Origin of the sequence: Sphingobacterium sp. WOUb80 (assembly GCF_050058145.1) — a bacterium.
In the GTDB taxonomy this organism is placed as follows: Bacteria; Bacteroidota; Bacteroidia; order Sphingobacteriales; family Sphingobacteriaceae; genus Sphingobacterium.
Genome location: NZ_CP165617.1, coordinates 4,719,500 through 4,736,104 on the forward strand (window position 1 = coordinate 4,719,500; position 16,605 = coordinate 4,736,104).

The 16,605-nt window shown below is 39.9% G+C and carries 17 protein-coding genes; 6 read left to right on the forward strand and 11 right to left on the reverse strand.

All coding sequences use genetic code 11. The features are described 5' to 3' along the window. Positions 1-472: 472 nt before the first annotated feature. Positions 473-1,129, reverse strand: a complete 657-nt coding sequence (gene trmB, locus AB1Z56_RS19555; protein ID WP_309365378.1) for a tRNA (guanosine(46)-N7)-methyltransferase TrmB — start codon at positions 1,127-1,129, stop codon at positions 473-475. Positions 1,130-1,330: 201 nt separating this feature from the next. Here trmB and fcl point away from each other — a divergent pair, with 201 nt between their 5' ends. After that, a complete protein-coding gene (gene fcl / locus AB1Z56_RS19560) occupies positions 1,331-2,272 on the forward strand; it encodes a GDP-L-fucose synthase (protein WP_426789925.1) in 942 nt (313 codons plus the stop codon). Between the two features lie 16 nt (positions 2,273-2,288). Here the strand turns inward: fcl and AB1Z56_RS19565 are convergent, their stop codons facing one another. The 3 genes from AB1Z56_RS19565 to AB1Z56_RS19575 form a co-directional block, all read right to left on the reverse strand. Further along, on the reverse strand, positions 2,289-2,789 hold the full coding sequence (locus AB1Z56_RS19565) for a hypothetical protein (RefSeq protein WP_293900585.1): 501 nt from the start codon (positions 2,787-2,789) through the stop codon (positions 2,289-2,291). Then, positions 2,779-3,198 (reverse strand): hypothetical protein, encoded by a 420-nt coding sequence (locus tag AB1Z56_RS19570; RefSeq protein ID WP_293900582.1) that lies wholly within the window; start codon positions 3,196-3,198, stop codon positions 2,779-2,781. The genes AB1Z56_RS19565 and AB1Z56_RS19570 overlap by 11 nt, the downstream gene beginning before the upstream one ends. A gap of 185 nt (positions 3,199-3,383) precedes the next feature. After that, positions 3,384-3,653 carry a YtxH domain-containing protein gene (locus AB1Z56_RS19575; RefSeq protein ID WP_075990249.1) on the reverse strand — a complete coding sequence of 90 codons (270 nt, stop codon included), beginning with the start codon at positions 3,651-3,653 and terminating at the stop codon, positions 3,384-3,386. Between the two features lie 234 nt (positions 3,654-3,887). Here AB1Z56_RS19575 and AB1Z56_RS19580 point away from each other — a divergent pair, with 234 nt between their 5' ends. Then, a complete protein-coding gene (locus AB1Z56_RS19580; RefSeq protein ID WP_426789926.1) occupies positions 3,888-5,432 on the forward strand; it encodes a YifB family Mg chelatase-like AAA ATPase in 1,545 nt (514 codons plus the stop codon). Here AB1Z56_RS19580 and AB1Z56_RS19585 read toward each other — a convergent pair. The 4 genes from AB1Z56_RS19585 to rsfS are packed head-to-tail and all read right to left on the reverse strand — an operon-like array spanning position 5,429 to position 9,265. Then, positions 5,429-6,052 (reverse strand): rhomboid family intramembrane serine protease, encoded by a 624-nt coding sequence (locus tag AB1Z56_RS19585; RefSeq protein WP_426789927.1) that lies wholly within the window; start codon positions 6,050-6,052, stop codon positions 5,429-5,431. The two genes, AB1Z56_RS19580 and AB1Z56_RS19585, sit on opposite strands and share 4 nt — an antisense overlap. 8 nt (positions 6,053-6,060) lie before the next feature. Continuing rightward, complete coding sequence (locus AB1Z56_RS19590) at positions 6,061-6,708, reverse strand: LutC/YkgG family protein (protein ID WP_309365367.1); 648 nt, start codon at positions 6,706-6,708, stop codon at positions 6,061-6,063. A gap of 55 nt (positions 6,709-6,763) precedes the next feature. Then, positions 6,764-8,845 carry an ATP-dependent zinc metalloprotease FtsH gene (ftsH, locus tag AB1Z56_RS19595; RefSeq protein WP_309365365.1) on the reverse strand — a complete coding sequence of 694 codons (2,082 nt, stop codon included), beginning with the start codon at positions 8,843-8,845 and terminating at the stop codon, positions 6,764-6,766. A 45-nt stretch (positions 8,846-8,890) separates the two neighbouring features. Then, the gene (rsfS, locus tag AB1Z56_RS19600) at positions 8,891-9,265 is read right to left on the reverse strand and encodes a ribosome silencing factor (protein ID WP_309365363.1); all 375 of its coding nucleotides are present in this window, start codon (positions 9,263-9,265) and stop codon (positions 8,891-8,893) included. Between the two features lie 47 nt (positions 9,266-9,312). Between rsfS and AB1Z56_RS19605 the strand changes: the two genes are divergently transcribed. The 4 genes from AB1Z56_RS19605 (at position 9,313) to pfkA (ending at position 13,655) form a co-directional block, all read left to right on the forward strand. Then, positions 9,313-10,083, forward strand: a complete 771-nt coding sequence (locus AB1Z56_RS19605) for a biotin--[acetyl-CoA-carboxylase] ligase (RefSeq protein WP_426789928.1) — start codon at positions 9,313-9,315, stop codon at positions 10,081-10,083. 156 nt (positions 10,084-10,239) lie between these two features. Then, positions 10,240-10,689, forward strand: coding sequence for a protein-disulfide reductase DsbD domain-containing protein (locus tag AB1Z56_RS19610; protein ID WP_075990253.1), 450 nt, complete (start codon positions 10,240-10,242; stop codon positions 10,687-10,689). Between the two features lie 86 nt (positions 10,690-10,775). Continuing rightward, complete coding sequence (locus AB1Z56_RS19615; RefSeq protein ID WP_313269360.1) at positions 10,776-12,482, forward strand: protein-disulfide reductase DsbD family protein; 1,707 nt, start codon at positions 10,776-10,778, stop codon at positions 12,480-12,482. 198 nt (positions 12,483-12,680) lie between these two features. Continuing rightward, positions 12,681-13,655, forward strand: a complete 975-nt coding sequence (pfkA, locus tag AB1Z56_RS19620) for a 6-phosphofructokinase (protein ID WP_075990255.1) — start codon at positions 12,681-12,683, stop codon at positions 13,653-13,655. A 168-nt stretch (positions 13,656-13,823) separates the two neighbouring features. Here the strand turns inward: pfkA and AB1Z56_RS19625 are convergent, their stop codons facing one another. The 3 genes from AB1Z56_RS19625 to AB1Z56_RS19635 form a co-directional block, all read right to left on the reverse strand. After that, positions 13,824-14,270 (reverse strand): hypothetical protein, encoded by a 447-nt coding sequence (locus AB1Z56_RS19625; RefSeq protein WP_309365357.1) that lies wholly within the window; start codon positions 14,268-14,270, stop codon positions 13,824-13,826. 308 nt (positions 14,271-14,578) lie between these two features. After that, positions 14,579-15,718, reverse strand: coding sequence for a TlpA disulfide reductase family protein (locus AB1Z56_RS19630; RefSeq protein WP_309365355.1), 1,140 nt, complete (start codon positions 15,716-15,718; stop codon positions 14,579-14,581). A gap of 74 nt (positions 15,719-15,792) precedes the next feature. Next, entirely contained in the window at positions 15,793-16,545 is a 753-nt protein-coding gene (locus tag AB1Z56_RS19635) for a TPM domain-containing protein (protein ID WP_408733553.1), read from the reverse strand. Between the last annotated feature and the right edge of the window lie 60 nt (positions 16,546-16,605).

The window sequence follows — 16,605 nt, forward strand, 5'->3', positions numbered from 1 at the left end:
GGGATTATCACGCATTAGGCACGCTTTAAAGCGATCTTTCTTTGGTTATTTTTTATTTTCAAATCGAAAATAATTAATAATATTTTAAAAAACGAAATAAATCGAAATTATTTAAAACTACATATCAAAATAAAAAAACACGAGTGAACATATCATAAAAGACACCTAATAGCGATAGAAAGACCGCTAAACCGAGGGATTCAAAGGAAATTTTAAGGTAATCTCTTAGCTCATCAAGCACCTATTTAGTATTTTACATGGATACTGTATCCACAATGCAACAATACGACAACAATACTGGAAGCATACGACAACTTCCTCGCATAACTAAAACAAAAGAATAGCTATTAATAGGCACCGTTGCCAACTAAGCTTAAACCGAGCGATCAAAGCTTTAGTATCCTCACCTGCTAAAAAACAAATGAGCCCAAACGAAAGTTTGGGCTCATTACTAAAACAAAAATTTTGACACTTAGGCTTTTTCGAAGCTCCACTTCACATAGTTAATGTTCTTGTCATGCGCCAGATACTTCCGTTCGTAGTATGTTTTAATAGACAAAACGTTATCAACCAAGTTTGAATGATAAAGATCGGTTGTCTCTTTATATTTCTTTAAATTCTGTATCCCAATCTGCTCCAGTGTGTAGGCATAGAAACCATCATTATCTGTTTTCAAATTCATCATTCCCTCAGGCTTCATAATGATTTTATAACGGTCCAAAAATTTCGGCCCAGTCAATCGTTTCTTCTCACGACTATCTTGCGGTTGTGGATCCGGAAAGGTTATCCAGATTTCATCAATTTCATTTTCCGCAAAATGTTCAAGGATAGTCTCAATTTGTATCCGAAGAAAAGCAACATTCCGAATTCCATCCTCCAAAGCTGTTTTGGCTCCACGCCAAATACGATTACCCTTAAAATCGATACCGATGAAATTTTTCTCCGGAAACAACCTCGCTAGATTAACAGTATACTCACCTTTACCACAAGCAAGCTCCAAAACAACTGGATTATTGTTACCAAATTGCTTCTCAGCCCATTTTCCTTTATATTCTTTGCCTGCGTCGAGTTGGATTACATTTTCAAAAGTAGCAACTTCAGCAAATTTACGTAGTTTGTCCTTTCCCATTTTTTAATAAATATCCCGCAAAAATAATCTTATATTCCCGCTAAAAAAAATAAATCTGAAGGACAGCACCAATACCCCCTATTACGGAACAATCCGAAGTCCAATAGCACACATATGAATGAATAAATAGCATCCATAAGGGCGAATTATATTGCATATAAAAAGCAATTTATCTAAGTTTGCAGGAATCAATAACTTATCGTGGAGAAAGACGCTAAAATCTATATAGCTGGCCATCGCGGAATGGTTGGATCGGCAATTTATCGCAAATTATCGGAGCTTGGGTACGACAATATTGTCACACGCACATCCTCCGAATTAGATTTGCGTAACCAGCAAGCGGTCGCTGATTTTTTCGATCAGGAAAAACCGGACTATGTTTTCTTAGCCGCAGCCAAAGTTGGAGGGATCATGGCGAACAATACCTATCGCGCTGATTTTATCTATGAGAATATGGCTATACAGAATAACGTCATCAAATCTTCTTACGATAATAAGGTTAAAAAATTAATGTTTTTAGGTTCAAGCTGTATCTATCCAAAAATGGCACCACAACCTTTGAACGAAGATTTGCTACTTACCGGCACACTTGAGCCAACAAACGAACCTTATGCGATTGCCAAAATTGCAGGGATAAAAATGGCAGAAGCTTTTCGTGATCAATATGGCTGCAACTATATTTCCGTTATGCCGACGAATCTGTACGGAATAAACGACAACTACCATCCACAGAATTCACATGTCTTACCAGCATTGATCAGGAGATTTCATGAAGCAAAAGTCAATCAGCTTCCTGAGGTTGTTATCTGGGGAACAGGGACTCCCTTAAGGGAATTTCTTTTTTCCGACGATTTGGCAGATGCCTGCGTCTTTTTAATGAATAATTATGACGAGAAACAATTTGTCAACATAGGCATTGGCGAAGATTTAAGCATTAAGGACCTTGCCGAATTGATTAGGGACGTCATTGGTTATAAAGGAGCAATCTCATTCGACAGCTCCAAACCAGACGGAACACCGCGAAAACTCATGGATGTAACAAAATTACATGCATTGGGTTGGAAACATAAAGTTAATCTCCGCGAAGGTATTCAATTAGCTTACGAGGATTTTTTGAAAAAAGAAGCAAGTGCTGCTGACTGAACTTAATAGGACAAGACTAATAGGTTTCGCTATAGGAAGGAATTCCATATTCATTTACCTCGTCCTTTATAATAGCAGCTTCAGTTTGTGCACCTTTATTCTTCTTCTTTTTGGGCCGAATAAAGCTTGTCAGTTTACTGATTAGGCCGCTAATTTTATCTTGATTGATTTGACCGACAGCGCGTTCCGACAAGAGTAACATTAATGCCTTCTTGAGAACTCCGGTATTTTTTAAAAACAGTCTATTCATAATAAAAGGCACACCAATACGTAAAGTCTTCGTCAGCCAGTCAGAATCTGGATTGTTACTTTTGGAGAATAGCTGTTGAATAATATTTACCCCAGGGATATTGTCTTTTAATGAATTAAAAAATCGAATTGGAGCCTCAATTTTATTATTTAATAACGTAAATTGGGTCTTAAGGTATACTTCCTGTTCATTCTTAAGCGCCTTTAAACGGGATATTTCAGCTTTCAGCTCCTGGAGATTACGTATTTTAGTCTGTTTATTGTTCATTTGTAGCCCTTTCTCTATCAAGTTTGTCCTTATGCAATTCTTCTTCTTCCTCCTCGATCTCATCGTTCCATTTAGCCAAAAAACGACGAATAGAAAGATCCATAAATTTGGATTCCAGCATAGGTTCAAATACCCGTATTAAGATAATAATCACTAAAAAAATACCTGCTGTTGCCAAAAAGCCCAATGAGTAGCTTCCTAATAACTCACCGAGCCAAAAGCCCAGAGCCAAACATAAAAAAAACAGGACAAATAAAGTGAATATCAACTTTGTCGCATCAACGACAAGACTTGCTATCAATCGAGACGATCGTTCGATTGTCTTTAATTTGACAAGTTTAAATTGGGAGTCAATGTACTCTTTGGTTTTTTGAAAAGTACCGCTAAGTGAAAATTTTTCTTCTTCCATGCATCTTAAAATTATTCAGGCTATTTCAACGTTTAGCTTAAAAACGAACTATATTGCAGCTTAATGCCCACATCTCTCCACACTCAACATTATGAGGAGAGATCAATTATCGTAAAACAGCTATACCTAGAAATAGCCTGATGATATGTATTCTACACCAATTACTCATCTGAATAATCTGCGAATTATGCATGTTCGATGATATCATCATCTAGCACTTCTTCGGTCTGATTTAATTTTCCTTTCAATGTAGAAACAATCTTCTCTTTAAAATCATTCAATTGATCGAACTGTTCTTCCGCTCTCTCACGAATAGCATCACTCAAATCGCTTAACGAATCATTGATTTTATCTCTCGTATCCGACCCCTTGTCTGGAGCAAATAAAACTCCTAGAGCTGCACCTGCAGCAAGACCCGCTAACAACGCCAAAGCTACTTTACTTGTGTCATTCATTTCTTTTTCGTTTTAATTTCTAATTCTATTACGATGAATCTAGCCCTCGTTAATAATACAATTAACAAAGCAAATCGTTTGCCAAATACTGCTTTTAATCTATTATTTACGAGAAACTACATCTTACAATATAATCATTTTTTGACAAACTTCGATTGACTCTCAATAATTCACCAAACGATTATTAACCCATCGGGTTTTTTAGTATCTTTAAATCAACCTATTATAAGAATTATGCTTAATAAAACCTATTGCAGCGCTGTTTATGGAATCAATGCATGTACAATTACCGTTGAGGTGATCGTGTCCACAGGTCTGCATTATTATATTGTAGGACTCCCTGACAATGCCGTAAAAGAAAGCCTAAGACGTGTCGAAAGTGCCATTACTTCCTGTCAGCTTCACATGCCACGCCAAAAGATTGTTGTCAACTTGGCACCTGCAGACATGCGAAAGGAGGGCTCAAGTTATGACTTATCAATTGCAATAGGCATATTAGCCTCCTCCGGACAAGTAACAAGCAAACACCTGGAAGATTACCTTATTTTGGGGGAATTATCGTTAGATGGAAGCATTAAGCCGATACGCGGGGTTTTACCGATCACCTTACAAGCCCGCAAGGAGGGCTTTAAAGGGCTCATACTGCCCCAAGAAAATGCAAAAGAGGCCGCTATTGTAACGGATATCGATGTGATCGGCGTAGAAAATCTGACCCAAGTGATTACATTCCTAAATGACACAACTGCTATTCAGCCAACAAAAGTTGATATCCAATCCTATTTTCAGGCCGATGCCACTAGCTATGATGTCGATTTCTCCGATGTCCAAGGACAGGAAAACATTAAAAGAGCACTGGAAATTGCGGCGGCAGGCGGTCATAACCTGATCTTGATAGGCCCTCCAGGAGCAGGGAAAACTATGTTAGCAAAAAGGTTACCCACCATACTGCCCCCGCTCAACATGACCGAATCATTGGAAACCACCAAAATACACTCGGTATCTGGCAACCTGAAAGCTAAAGATTCCTTGCTGACTACACGCCCATTTCGTGCTCCGCACCATACACTATCGGATGTAGCTATGGTAGGTGGGGGTTCCAATCCTTTACCAGGTGAGATTTCTTTATCCCATCATGGTGTATTATTTCTTGATGAATTGCCGGAATTTAAGAGGAGTGTTCTTGAGGTCATGCGACAGCCGCTTGAATCACGCCAGATTACTATCTCGAGAGCAAAACTTACAGTAGATTATCCAGCAAGTTTTATGCTTGTAGCCGCCATGAACCCATGTCCTTGTGGTTATTTCAACCATCCCGAAAAAGAATGTATCTGTGGAAGCAATACTGTGCAACGCTATTTAAGCAGAATATCAGGACCACTTTTAGACCGTATCGACCTGCACGTCGAAGTCACTCCAGTACCATTTGACGAGCTGAGCACCAAGCGTATGGCCGAAGATAGCAGCACTGTACGAAGACGGGTCATTCAAACACGTGAAATTCAGAAAGAACGTTTTAATTCCTTTCCCGACATTCATTGCAACGCGCAAATGAGCACACAATTAACAAGAGAAATATGTCAAATTGATGCCTCTGGAAGAAAGTTGCTTAAAACGGCTATCGAACGCCTGAGCCTTTCCGCAAGAGCGTACGACAGAATATTAAAAGTAGCACGCACAATCGCCGATATGGAACAGAGTGCAACCATCGCAAATCACCATATCGCAGAAGCAATCCAATACAGGAATTTAGATAGGGAAACTTGGGGCGGAAAATTTTAGAACTGCGCCAAACAGTGTTTAATAACCCAAGGAAAACAGATAATCGTCAAAATTAGTCCCGATAAAGCGCCAAAGAAATGGGCATCATGGTTTATACCATCTTGTCCTTTTTTGGATGCCCAGATGCAATAGCCTAAGAATAAAAATGCAAACAGGTAAGCTGGCATAGGTATAATCATCATCACTCCAATAGTCACTTTCGGATCAAAAAGGATATAGCTAAACAAAACAGCACAAATAGCACCGGAGGCGCCTAAACTGTAATAGCCCTGATTATTCTTCTGCTGAATAATTGTTGGTATATCACTCAATATTAAACTACCTATATAGATGACGGCAAATAAGAGATGTCCATAGGGACTTGCCTCAGCGAGTATACGCTCCAAACCAAATGCAAAATAATAGAAGGTCAGCATATTAAACAACAGATGCCCCCAATCCTTGTGAACAAAACCACTGGTCAGTATGGTATATACATTCCGTTTACGGGCAATGCTATAAGGGTGCAGCATTAGCTTGCCGAAAAGTTGCTCATGTGAAAACGTATAGATACTGGTAGCGAGGGTAAGAACGAAAATAATACTCGCCACAGGCATGTGTTGTAAATAAAATAATAACATAAGTATTCCTAGAATCTATCTTCTAAAAGTAAAACGTAAAGTTCCTTTGGCCCATGTGCGCCCAAGACTAATCTTTTCTCAATATCTGCTGTCCGAGAGGGACCAGTAATCGTAGAGATCATTGTCGGGATTTCTTGACCATAACGCTTTTGCATGTAAGCTAAAGCATCTTTGAGATCCCAAACCAATTGAGAAGCTTTAGCAATGACAATATGGATTGGAGGATATATACTCAACCTACGTCCGGAAGCATTTGCATTACTCACCATCACGCTGCCGTTGCGTGCAATTAATGCCTCGCATGATGTAATGCTAGCATTTGCCAATTCAAAATCTTTCTCCGTTTTTAAAAAAGGAAAACCATATGGACTGAGCAGATTTTGCACACCTTGTTCCCAAGCGTATATATTTTTAATATCATTTGCCTCAGTCAGTGAAATCAAATTTTCAATCAGACCGATCTCACCATCGCAATAAAGAAACTTACCACCCGCAGCAGTCAATTCGCGAACAAAAACAATATCCACCAATTCATCCTCTTCTTTATAAAGGGGTGTTTCTTTGAAATTGGGATGTGGATTATCATTCTTTTGCAGTAATGCCTGACGTACCCGTTTTAACATTACCTCCTTCGCAGTTGCGTTCTTCACGTTCATGGCGCAATAGTATATAAATGCAGCGCTAGAAGGCTCTAGCGCTGCAACATTCAAATTAATTCAAATTATTTGACGGATTTTCCGAACTATGACCTTCACTGGATCTCGCTTCGTCAGGATGGACATCCAGCGGCAGATCAGTCTGAGGTACACCTCCACCATCGGCACCATTCACAAACTCCTCGTAAGTAGTCTTCGTTTCAAATGGCCTTTTACCCAATATCTCTTCTAGATCAGACTGAAAAAGAATTTCTTTCTCCAACAGCTTTTCAGCTATTTTGATCAGTCCTTCGCGTTTATCCAACAATAACTGTTTGGTGCGTGCATAGACATCGTTGATCAAGTTACGAACTTCAGCATCAATTAACTCTGCCGTTTTGTCAGAATATGGCTTTTGGAAAGATGCTTCAGAACTATCTCTGAAAGAAACGTTTCCAACCTTATCGTTCATACCGTAGATGGCAATCATCGCGTAAGAAAGCTGTGTGATACGCTCTAAGTCATTTTGAGCACCTGTTGATATTCTTCCGAAAGTAATATCTTCAGCTACACGGCCACCCATCGTCATACATAAGCTGTCTATAAGCTGCTCAGTAGTATATAAGAACTGCTCGCGAGGAAGATATTGTGCATATCCCAAAGCAGCAACGCCCCGTGGCACAATGGAAACTTTCACCAACGGATCAGCATGCTCTAAAAACCAGCCGGCAATAGCGTGCCCAGCCTCATGATAAGCAACAATACGCTTTTCTTCTGGAGAGATGATTTTATTCTTTTTCTCAAGACCTCCGATCACACGGTCAACCGCATCCTGAAAATCTTGCATATCAATCTCAGGTTTATTTTTACGAGCCGCTATAAGAGCCGCCTCATTACATACATTCGCAATTTCCGCACCGGCAAAACCAGGAGTCTGTGCAGATAATTTTTTTGCATCGACTTCAGCAGATAACTTCAATGGTTTTAGATGCACTTTAAAAATTTGCTCACGACCAATTAAATCTGGCTTATCAATAGAAATTTGACGGTCGAAACGTCCAGGACGCAATAGCGCTGTATCCAATACATCGATACGGTTTGTCGCAGCTAAAATAATAACCCCGGAATCAGTACCAAATCCATCCATTTCAACCAATAGCTGGTTTAATGTATTTTCGCGTTCATCATTTCCTCCCATCATCGAGTTCTTACCACGAGCACGACCAATAGCGTCGATCTCATCGATAAAAATGATACAAGGAGCTTTCTCTTTAGCTTGTTTAAACAAATCACGAACACGCGACGCTCCCACCCCGACAAACATTTCTACAAAGTCAGATCCGGATAATGAGAAAAACGGCACTTGAGCTTCACCGGCTACAGCTTTAGCCAATAAAGTCTTACCTGTTCCTGGAGGCCCTACAAGCAAAGCGCCCTTCGGAATTTTACCACCCAGATTTGTATACTTACGTGGATTTTTCAAGAAATCCACAATCTCCATAACTTCTTGTTTTGCCTCTTCAAGACCTGCAACATCATTAAATGTGATATTGATCTGCGATTCTTTATCAAATAACTGAGCCTTAGATTTACCTATATTAAAGATTGCACCGCCGCCGCCGCCGGCACCACCGCCCATACGACGCATCAAGAAAATCCAGATCGCTGCCAATACCAACAATGGCAACATAAACGTAACAAACCAACTAGCCCATGGGTTAGAGCGGTCATCATAGGTCAATTGAACCTTTGGTGTTCCGGGAGTCAACTCCGCTTGCGACGCTGCTAATTTCTTTTCTAAAACGTCAGGAGAAGCATCCTTAAAAATATATTGCGGCCCCTTATCCTCTTGTCCTGATAGACTTGGAAGCGGATCAGCGGTTTTTGTAGCATCTTTAAAACTTGGGTTATCTTTCCAGCCCTTTTTTAGATAAACCTCCACCTCTACAAGGTCATTCTTCTTGTAAGCGACAAGGCGCTCTACAGAGCCTGTATTCAACATGCGTGTTTCAAAATCACTATAGCTAACTTCCTTAGCTGGGCTTTCTCCAAAAACGTATTGTAAGGCAAAAAAACCTAAAAACATGGCAATCATAAGCCACACAAAATTAAATTTTGGCGGTTTTGGGCTTACCTTACTACTCGGGATTTTTTTCATTATATCGTAATTATATTTTCTTTATAAATTTTTAATTGAGGGCAATTAAGCGCTTTGGAAATGCTGTATATCTGCATCTCCCCATAAATCCTCGATACCGTAGTGCGCTCTTTTTTCGGTCTTAAAGATATGTACAACCACATCCACAAAATCCAAAATCAACCATTCTCCATTTGATTGTCCTTCTTTAAATTGGGGTTCTTGACCAAATGCCTTATAGACTTCTTCTTCGACACTCTTTGCTATCGCATTGACCTGAATGTTAGAATCGGCATGACAAATCACAAAATAATCAGAAACAGAACTGTGAAGATCTCTTAAATCCAAGCGAACGATCTCGTTTGCTTTCTTTTCTTGCATACCGTAAACGATAATTTCTGATAGACGTTGGGACAATTCTGAACTTTTATTTTTACTCATTAAAAAATGTGATAGTTTTGACTTAATATTTATTTAATACTTTCAGTTTGCAAAATAACAATATTTCGGGACTTATCATCGGTCAAAATACAATATATCTTGACAAAGTCGCCTCTACAAACGATTATCTTAGAGAATTATTGTCAAATTTCAAGCCACTAGCAGAAGGGACTGCCATTTTAGCAGAAGAACAATTCCAAGGCAAGGGGCAACGAGGGAGTACCTGGATCAGCGAACCCGGAAAAAACCTGACGACTTCCATTCTCTTAAAACCTCATTTTCTGCCGATTGCACAACAATTTGCGCTTTCCGCCACAATCGCCATTGCAACCGTCAATTGGCTGAAAAGCAAAACCGAACAACCTGTAACTGTGAAATGGCCCAATGATATTTACGTCAATTCAAAGAAAATCACAGGCATTTTAATAGAAAATAAATTAAAAGGCAGTAAAATAGACCATGCTATTATCGGCATTGGTGTAAATATTAATCAAATTAATTTTGACACAGCAACAACAATAACCTCCCTTGCCTGTCTGACCGATCGACAAGATTACAACATCAAGGAGCTCGCACAGGAATTGTTCCAATTCATCCAACAGGAGTACCTGACCCTTTATAAAGAGGGCGCTCAACATCAGTTAAACCGCTACAACGAACTTTTGTTTTGGAAAGGGGAAGAAAAACCATTTCTCATCGATGGTATCCGGAAAATCGGAATCATTCAACAGGTATCTAGTGAGGGGAAACTATGCGTTCTTCTTGAAGACGCCCTTCTCGAATTTGATATCAAAGAAATTACACATCTTATTACCTAATCTTTACAAAAAAAGGATAGCCCATTTTAGAATTGTCAAACCTTTGTTCTAAATTTGTCAACAGCGTGATTAAACCTTTATTTACGCGAAGAATCAAAGAACAATAACACACTGCAATCATTGTAGCGGAAAAAGGAAAGAATAAATTAAATTCGGATGAAAAAGTTAATATTGTTAATGACTGCAGTAATTTTCGCAGTTACGGGAGCATTCGCTCAGATTCACAAACCTGTAAAATGGACGGTGGCCAGCAAAAAGTTAAATAACAAAGAAGCTGTAGTTTATGTAAAAGCTACAATCCAAAATGGTTGGCACATTTATTCACAAAATGTGAAAGATGGCGGGCCAATTCCAACTTCTTTCACATTCGCTAAAGCTGCCGATTATGCACTGGTAGGTAAAACTGCAGAGCCAAAACCAAAAGTAAAACACGAGGATGTATTTAAGATGGATGTTGGTTATTTTACAAACGAGGTAATTTTCCAACAAAAGGTGACTTTAAATAAAGGAACTGCCACAGTTAAAGGTACTGTCGAATGGCAAGCATGTGATGCATCGCAATGTCTTCCTCCAGACGAATATGCTTTTGCTGTGACAATCAAATAGTAAAAATGATTCTACACGGATAAATTAATAAGGCGATTCTCATCGCCTTTTTTTATTTTTGACCATAACATCAGAAATTCATACGCATGTTAAAAAACACATTCATTCTACTTTTAATTGCTTTTTTCAGTCTTTCTTTAACCACAGCAACTTTTGCCTCCGCACAAGATAGCTTAACAAGTACAGAAGGACTCCAATTTGAATCATCACCGGATACGGCGACTGCAGTTGAAGCGGTACCTGAGGATCTAAACTTTACAGCTTCACCTGACACAATGGTTAGTCAGGATAGCAGTAAAATAGCTCCAGCTAAGGCAAATGCTTCCTCCGGAAATCAAGAATCAGGGAAAAAATCACTTTGGAGTATCTTTATCGCTGGACTAGTAGGCGGCTTCGCAGCGCTACTCATGCCTTGTATATTTCCAATGCTCCCACTTACCGTAAGTTATTTTACAAAACAAGCTGGAAGCCGCGCAAGCGGTATCAGCAAGGCACTCCTATATGGTCTCTTCATTATTGTGATCTATGTCGCTTTAGGGATGATTATTACCATTTCGTTTGGTTCGGATGCTTTGAATGCTTTATCGACAAATGGGATATTTAATTTCTTGTTCTTCCTTTTATTGGTTGTTTTTGCCGCATCCTTCTTTGGTGCTTTTGAAATCACGTTACCGAGTTCTTTCGTCAATAAAATGGATGCCAAATCCGACAAAGGCGGTCTTGTAGGACTTTTCTTTATGGCCTTCAGCCTTTCACTAGTCTCGTTCTCTTGTACTGGCCCCATTATTGGCACCTTATTGGTCGAAGCGGCCTCAAAAGGAGAACGCTTAGGTCCCGCAATCGGTATGCTCGGTTTTTCTATAGCACTTGCAATTCCTTTTGGCTTATTTGCGATGTTCCCTTCGATGTTAAAATCCCTACCAAAATCTGGCGGGTGGTTAAATTCGGTGAAGGTTGTACTTGGCTTCTTAGAGCTTGCACTGGCGCTGAAATTCTTATCAAATGTAGATTTGGCTTATCATTGGAATTGGCTGGATCGGGAAGTGTTCTTATCGCTATGGATTGCCATCTTTAGTATGATGGGCTTATATCTCATTGGAAAGATTAAGTTTTCACATGACAGCGAATTAAAATTCCTCTCCGTACCGAGAACTATTCTCGCCATCATTGTATTTTCCTTCGTTGTCTATATGGTACCGGGATTGTGGGGAGCTCCCCTAAAATCTATTTCAGCGTTCTTGCCACCTTCGGCAACACAGGACTTTGACCTGTCGGCAGGAATAGCAGCCGCTCCTGCACATACCGATGGTAAAGTCAAAAAATACGCGGAGATTTTTCACGAACGCGGTACACCAAAAGGATTTGATCCTTATTACGATTATGATGAGGCGCTTGCGGCTTCAAAAGAACAGAATAAACCTGTATTGATAGATTTTACGGGCTGGAATTGTGTCAATTGCCGAAAAATGGAGGCAAATGTCTGGACTGATCCCGCTGTTGCCAAGCTATTGAAGGAAGAATTTATTATGGCCGAATTGTTTGTCGATGATAAAACAGAATTACCGGCAAACGAACAATTCGTTTCAACATATAGTGGCAAAAAAATCAAAACTATAGGTAATAAAAACAGTGATTTCCAAGCCTCAGCTTTCGACAGCAATTCGCAACCACTCTATGTCATCGTGGACGCATCAGGAAAAGTATTAGTTCCAAAAACCGGTGCAAATTATAATATTGGAGAGTATACCGCATTTTTACAAAGTGGAATTGATGCCTTTAAAGCAAAAAAATAGACCGTATACAGCGGAAGGTACTCCGTCGAGAATGAAAGCGGAGAACAAGCAATTATTAAATTTGCATTATCTTTAGCTCACGCTTAGATAAATTGCAGTTAAAAAAGCTATTGCTTGTTCTTAATAGCGTTATTGGCGACTTCTAACAACGGAAATATAATTGGATATAAGCTTAAAAATAGCTAAGTTTGAGTACGTATGAGTAACATTAAAAAAATTGCTGTTTTGACATCTGGAGGAGATGCTCCAGGAATGAATGCTGGTATCCGCGCTGTTGTTAGAGCGGGAATCTACAATAATCTTGAAGTATTTGGCGTACGCAGAGGTTATGATGGTCTAGTTAATGGTGAGATTATCCCTATGGATGCTAAATCTGTAGCCAATATCATACAACGTGGTGGTACTATCCTAAAAACAGCCCGTAGCGAGGCTTTCAAAACTATTGAAGGACGTAAGCAGGCTTATGAAAATTTACGCAGCCACGGTATTGATGCCATGGTTGTCATCGGTGGCGATGGTACATTTACCGGTGCATCCAAATTTATCGAAGAATTCGATTTTCCTATCATCGGTCTTCCCGGCACAATCGACAACGATTTGGCCGGCACAGACTTCACGATTGGCTATGATACGGCCATTAATACTGTTATCCAAGCCGTAGACAAAATTCGCGACACCGCCGAGTCTCACGATAGACTTTTTGTGATCGAAGTGATGGGCCGTGACTCGGGTCTTATTGCCGTTCGTTCTGGTATCAGCACCGGTGCTGAAGCAGTTCTGGTTCCTGAGTTCGAGGTAGACTATGATGCGATTATGAAAAGACTTGACAAAAGCCGTAAAAATAAATCATCCCGCATTATTATTGTTGCTGAAGGTGACAAAGAAGGTGGCATGGTGGTTTCGGAAAAAATCAAGGAAAATTTCCCGCACTACGATGTTAGATTATCTATTTTAGGACATATTCAGCGCGGCGGAAGCCCTACTTGTATGGACCGCGTATTGGCCAGCAGACTTGGAGTTGCATCCGTAGAAGCTTTATTGCAAGGTCGCAGAGGTGAAATGGCCGGACTGATCTGCAGCGAAGTAAGATTCACTCCTTTTAAGAGCGCTATCAAGCATAACGTAAAAATGAATGAGGATCTGCTTCGTATCATTGAAATCCTTTCTTTGTAAGTGATATAAGTTATTCTTAACTAACAATAAAAAAAGAGTATACATTGTGATGTATACTCTTTTTTTATGCCTTGCGCTGCTAGAATTGTCCAAATTCTTTGGCTAAGACCTGCCACTTGAACTATCATGCTGCATAAAGCCCCTATAGCGCCATATCCTGCACAGTTGTTATTTGAGTAAATTATTGAGGTATTCTTCAGATACAGGTGGCAATTGAATTGCCTGTCCCGTTTTTGCCATTGAATCAGCAAAATGATTCGTGCTACTGATAGCCTGCTCATAGGCTTTGATTACTGGTTCAGATATATGCAGCACTTTAGGATCCTTAAGATCAACACGATATTGATTATTTTCCAATCTAACATGCTGGTAAAAACGATATGCCGCAGCTTTTAGTTGACCCAGCTCCTGTTGCGACAACTGATCGATTCTAGCATTAGGCGGCAACGTAACATCGATAAATGTCGTGTCTTTAGCCAATTGATCAATAGGGTGATCCAAAGGTATGGCATGCAATGCCTCTAGGTTGACAACGGGAATTCCCTTATCTTGATCCCCACTGCAGGAAGCAATCACCGTCCCCAAGAATATACCCAAAATTACTATTTTCTTCATCTTTATAATTTTTATAACCACAATAGCGCTAGAAACCCTATTGATCACCCTGTTTAAACACCTAAGATTCATCATCCCCTAAACCAACTATTACGAGGATATAGCGGTTTCATGCAATCATTCGCTATAGCAGCAGACGAAGTTAGCAAATTCCCCCTATTTTAACACAACAGCTAGGGCCGTAACGATAAAAGGGCAATTGGATCAGGACAAACATGATTAAAAAGAAACCCCTAATTGCAGACTCAGTTCACATGAGTATAACAATTCGGGGTTATTCAAATGCCTAATGGCAACTAGATATCAGTTTATTTTAACAATTCAGCTAATTTAGCTTCCAAAGCCTCACCTCTTAAATTCGACGCTACAATTTTACCGGAAGGATCAATGAGGAAGTTTTGAGGAATACCACGTACCTCGTATAGCTTTACTGGAGCGGATTTCCAGCCCTGTAAATCCGATACGTGAGGCCACTGCTGCAAATTATCATCATGGATAGCTTTCATCCAGGCATCCTTTTTACCTGGATTATCCAAAGAAACACCAAACACGGTAAATCCTTTATCTTTGAATTTATTGAAAGCCGCAACGACATTTGGGTTCTCATGGCGACAAGGACCACACCAACTTGCCCAAAAATCCAACAGGACATATTTACCTCTTAAAGAAGATAAGGAAATATTTTTTCCCGTTGTATCTGGCAACGTAAAGTCCGGCGCTACAGAACCAACAGCAACCGCTTTGAGTTTCTGAATACGCTCCGCCAGCTCTTTCCCTTTTTCAGAATTTTTTAGCTCAGGAGACAACTTTTCAAAAGAAGTCACATAGTCATTTACATTCTCACCACTGACATTTTCAGATAATAAATCCAAGGTATACCAGCTCTTTGGGTTTTTGTTAATAAATTCAGCATCTGCTTTTTCCATTTTTTCGGAAATCTCACCAGCCTGTTTTTGTAAACCTTCAATGAATTTAGGATCCTGTTTTTGAGTCTCCGAAGCAGCATAATATTGCTGGTTCAAAGCTTCGAATGCATCCGAATATGGTTTTACAAATGCCTTATACTGTGTCAAATCATCATTTAGTGCCGTGCCCGATATAGTTGCATTTTTGAACCCTTTGGTTGCGTCAACTTTGATAACACCTTTAGAAAGATATAACTGCGCAGTTTCAGGTTGTGTTTGACTATTTCTAAGTTCTGCAAAAGATAAGCCCTCCGGTGAATAGATCATCATACCCTTCGTTGGCGAAGCCACCTGTCCGTTGAATTTAAATTCACCTTTTACGACCGTTGCCGAATCAGTCTGACGAGTACCATTCGCAGCATATTGCATAAACACTTTCGCTTTGTCGGACGTTGTGTTTACCTTTCCTGTAACCGTGTAGCTTTCTTGTGCCATTAACAAGGCTGGTAAAAAGCTTAAACCCATTAATATTCCCTTTTTCATAATTATATACTTCCCATAAATGTAAAACATTTCCGTTTCACTGTCGTCCTATTTAACATTATTTAGCAAAGATGTTACCAACGTCCGGAAGCACCGCCACCACCAAAATCACCACCGCCGAAGCCACCAAATCCACCGCCTGAACCACCACCGAAACCGCCGCCGCTACCTCGGCCGCCACCGCCGCCAAGACCATTCAGCAATGTCCACCAGAAAATATCTGAAGCCCCACGTCCATTCATCACGCGGCCACCACCTTTACCTCCACCGCCACGATTCGAGAAAATAACAATCAAGACAATCACTATAATAATGACAAACATGACAGAGCCTGATCCTTTTCCATTCGGTTGTTTTGGATCGGCTTTGTATTCACCCTTTGTATAAGAAATTAAAGAACTAGTAGCATCGTCTACGCCTTTATAATAATCTCCCTGACGGAAGGCCGGTTTAATATCATTCTCAATAATGCGATAGGCTATGGCGTCCGGGACAGCGCCTTCAATACCATACCCTGTTTGAATAGTCACTGCACGATCTCCCAGGGCTACTAACAATAAAATACCGTTATTATATTTTTTATTACCAATACCCCACTTCTTCGCTAAACGGACCGCATAGTCGGAAATATCATAGCCCCCGGTAGAATTCATCATGACCACGGCAATTTGCGTCGACGCAGAATCCTCAAATGCAACTAGCTTCTGTTCCAACAATTGCTTTTGGCTTGCTGTCAAGGTATTTGTATAGTCATTGACAAGCTTATTTGACGTTTCTGGGAAATCTTGTCCTAATACTGTGGCTACGGACAGTATACAAAGCAACATAGCCATAGCAGGGATTCGAATCCGAGAAAATAATTTCAATATAAATTTCATCCTATTATT

Coding starts and splice junctions, on each gene's coding strand:
- AB1Z56_RS19635 (WP_408733553.1), bottom strand. CDS start 16,545: ATGTTGCTTTGTATACTGTCCGTAGCCACAGTATTAGGACAAGATTTC.
- AB1Z56_RS19610 (WP_075990253.1), top strand. CDS start 10,240: ATGAAAAAGTTAATATTGTTAATGACTGCAGTAATTTTCGCAGTTACG.
- rsfS (WP_309365363.1), bottom strand. CDS start 9,265: ATGAGTAAAAATAAAAGTTCAGAATTGTCCCAACGTCTATCAGAAATT.
- trmB (WP_309365378.1), bottom strand. CDS start 1,129: ATGGGAAAGGACAAACTACGTAAATTTGCTGAAGTTGCTACTTTTGAA.
- ftsH (WP_309365365.1), bottom strand. CDS start 8,845: ATGAAAAAAATCCCGAGTAGTAAGGTAAGCCCAAAACCGCCAAAATTT.
- AB1Z56_RS19575 (WP_075990249.1), bottom strand. CDS start 3,653: ATGAATGACACAAGTAAAGTAGCTTTGGCGTTGTTAGCGGGTCTTGCT.
- AB1Z56_RS19625 (WP_309365357.1), bottom strand. CDS start 14,270: ATGAAGAAAATAGTAATTTTGGGTATATTCTTGGGGACGGTGATTGCT.
- AB1Z56_RS19615 (WP_313269360.1), top strand. CDS start 10,776: ATGTTAAAAAACACATTCATTCTACTTTTAATTGCTTTTTTCAGTCTT.
- pfkA (WP_075990255.1), top strand. CDS start 12,681: ATGAGTAACATTAAAAAAATTGCTGTTTTGACATCTGGAGGAGATGCT.
- AB1Z56_RS19570 (WP_293900582.1), bottom strand. CDS start 3,198: ATGGAAGAAGAAAAATTTTCACTTAGCGGTACTTTTCAAAAAACCAAA.
- AB1Z56_RS19590 (WP_309365367.1), bottom strand. CDS start 6,708: ATGAACGTGAAGAACGCAACTGCGAAGGAGGTAATGTTAAAACGGGTA.
- AB1Z56_RS19585 (WP_426789927.1), bottom strand. CDS start 6,052: ATGTTATTATTTTATTTACAACACATGCCTGTGGCGAGTATTATTTTC.
- AB1Z56_RS19565 (WP_293900585.1), bottom strand. CDS start 2,789: ATGAACAATAAACAGACTAAAATACGTAATCTCCAGGAGCTGAAAGCT.
- AB1Z56_RS19630 (WP_309365355.1), bottom strand. CDS start 15,718: ATGAAAAAGGGAATATTAATGGGTTTAAGCTTTTTACCAGCCTTGTTA.
- AB1Z56_RS19580 (WP_426789926.1), top strand. CDS start 3,888: ATGCTTAATAAAACCTATTGCAGCGCTGTTTATGGAATCAATGCATGT.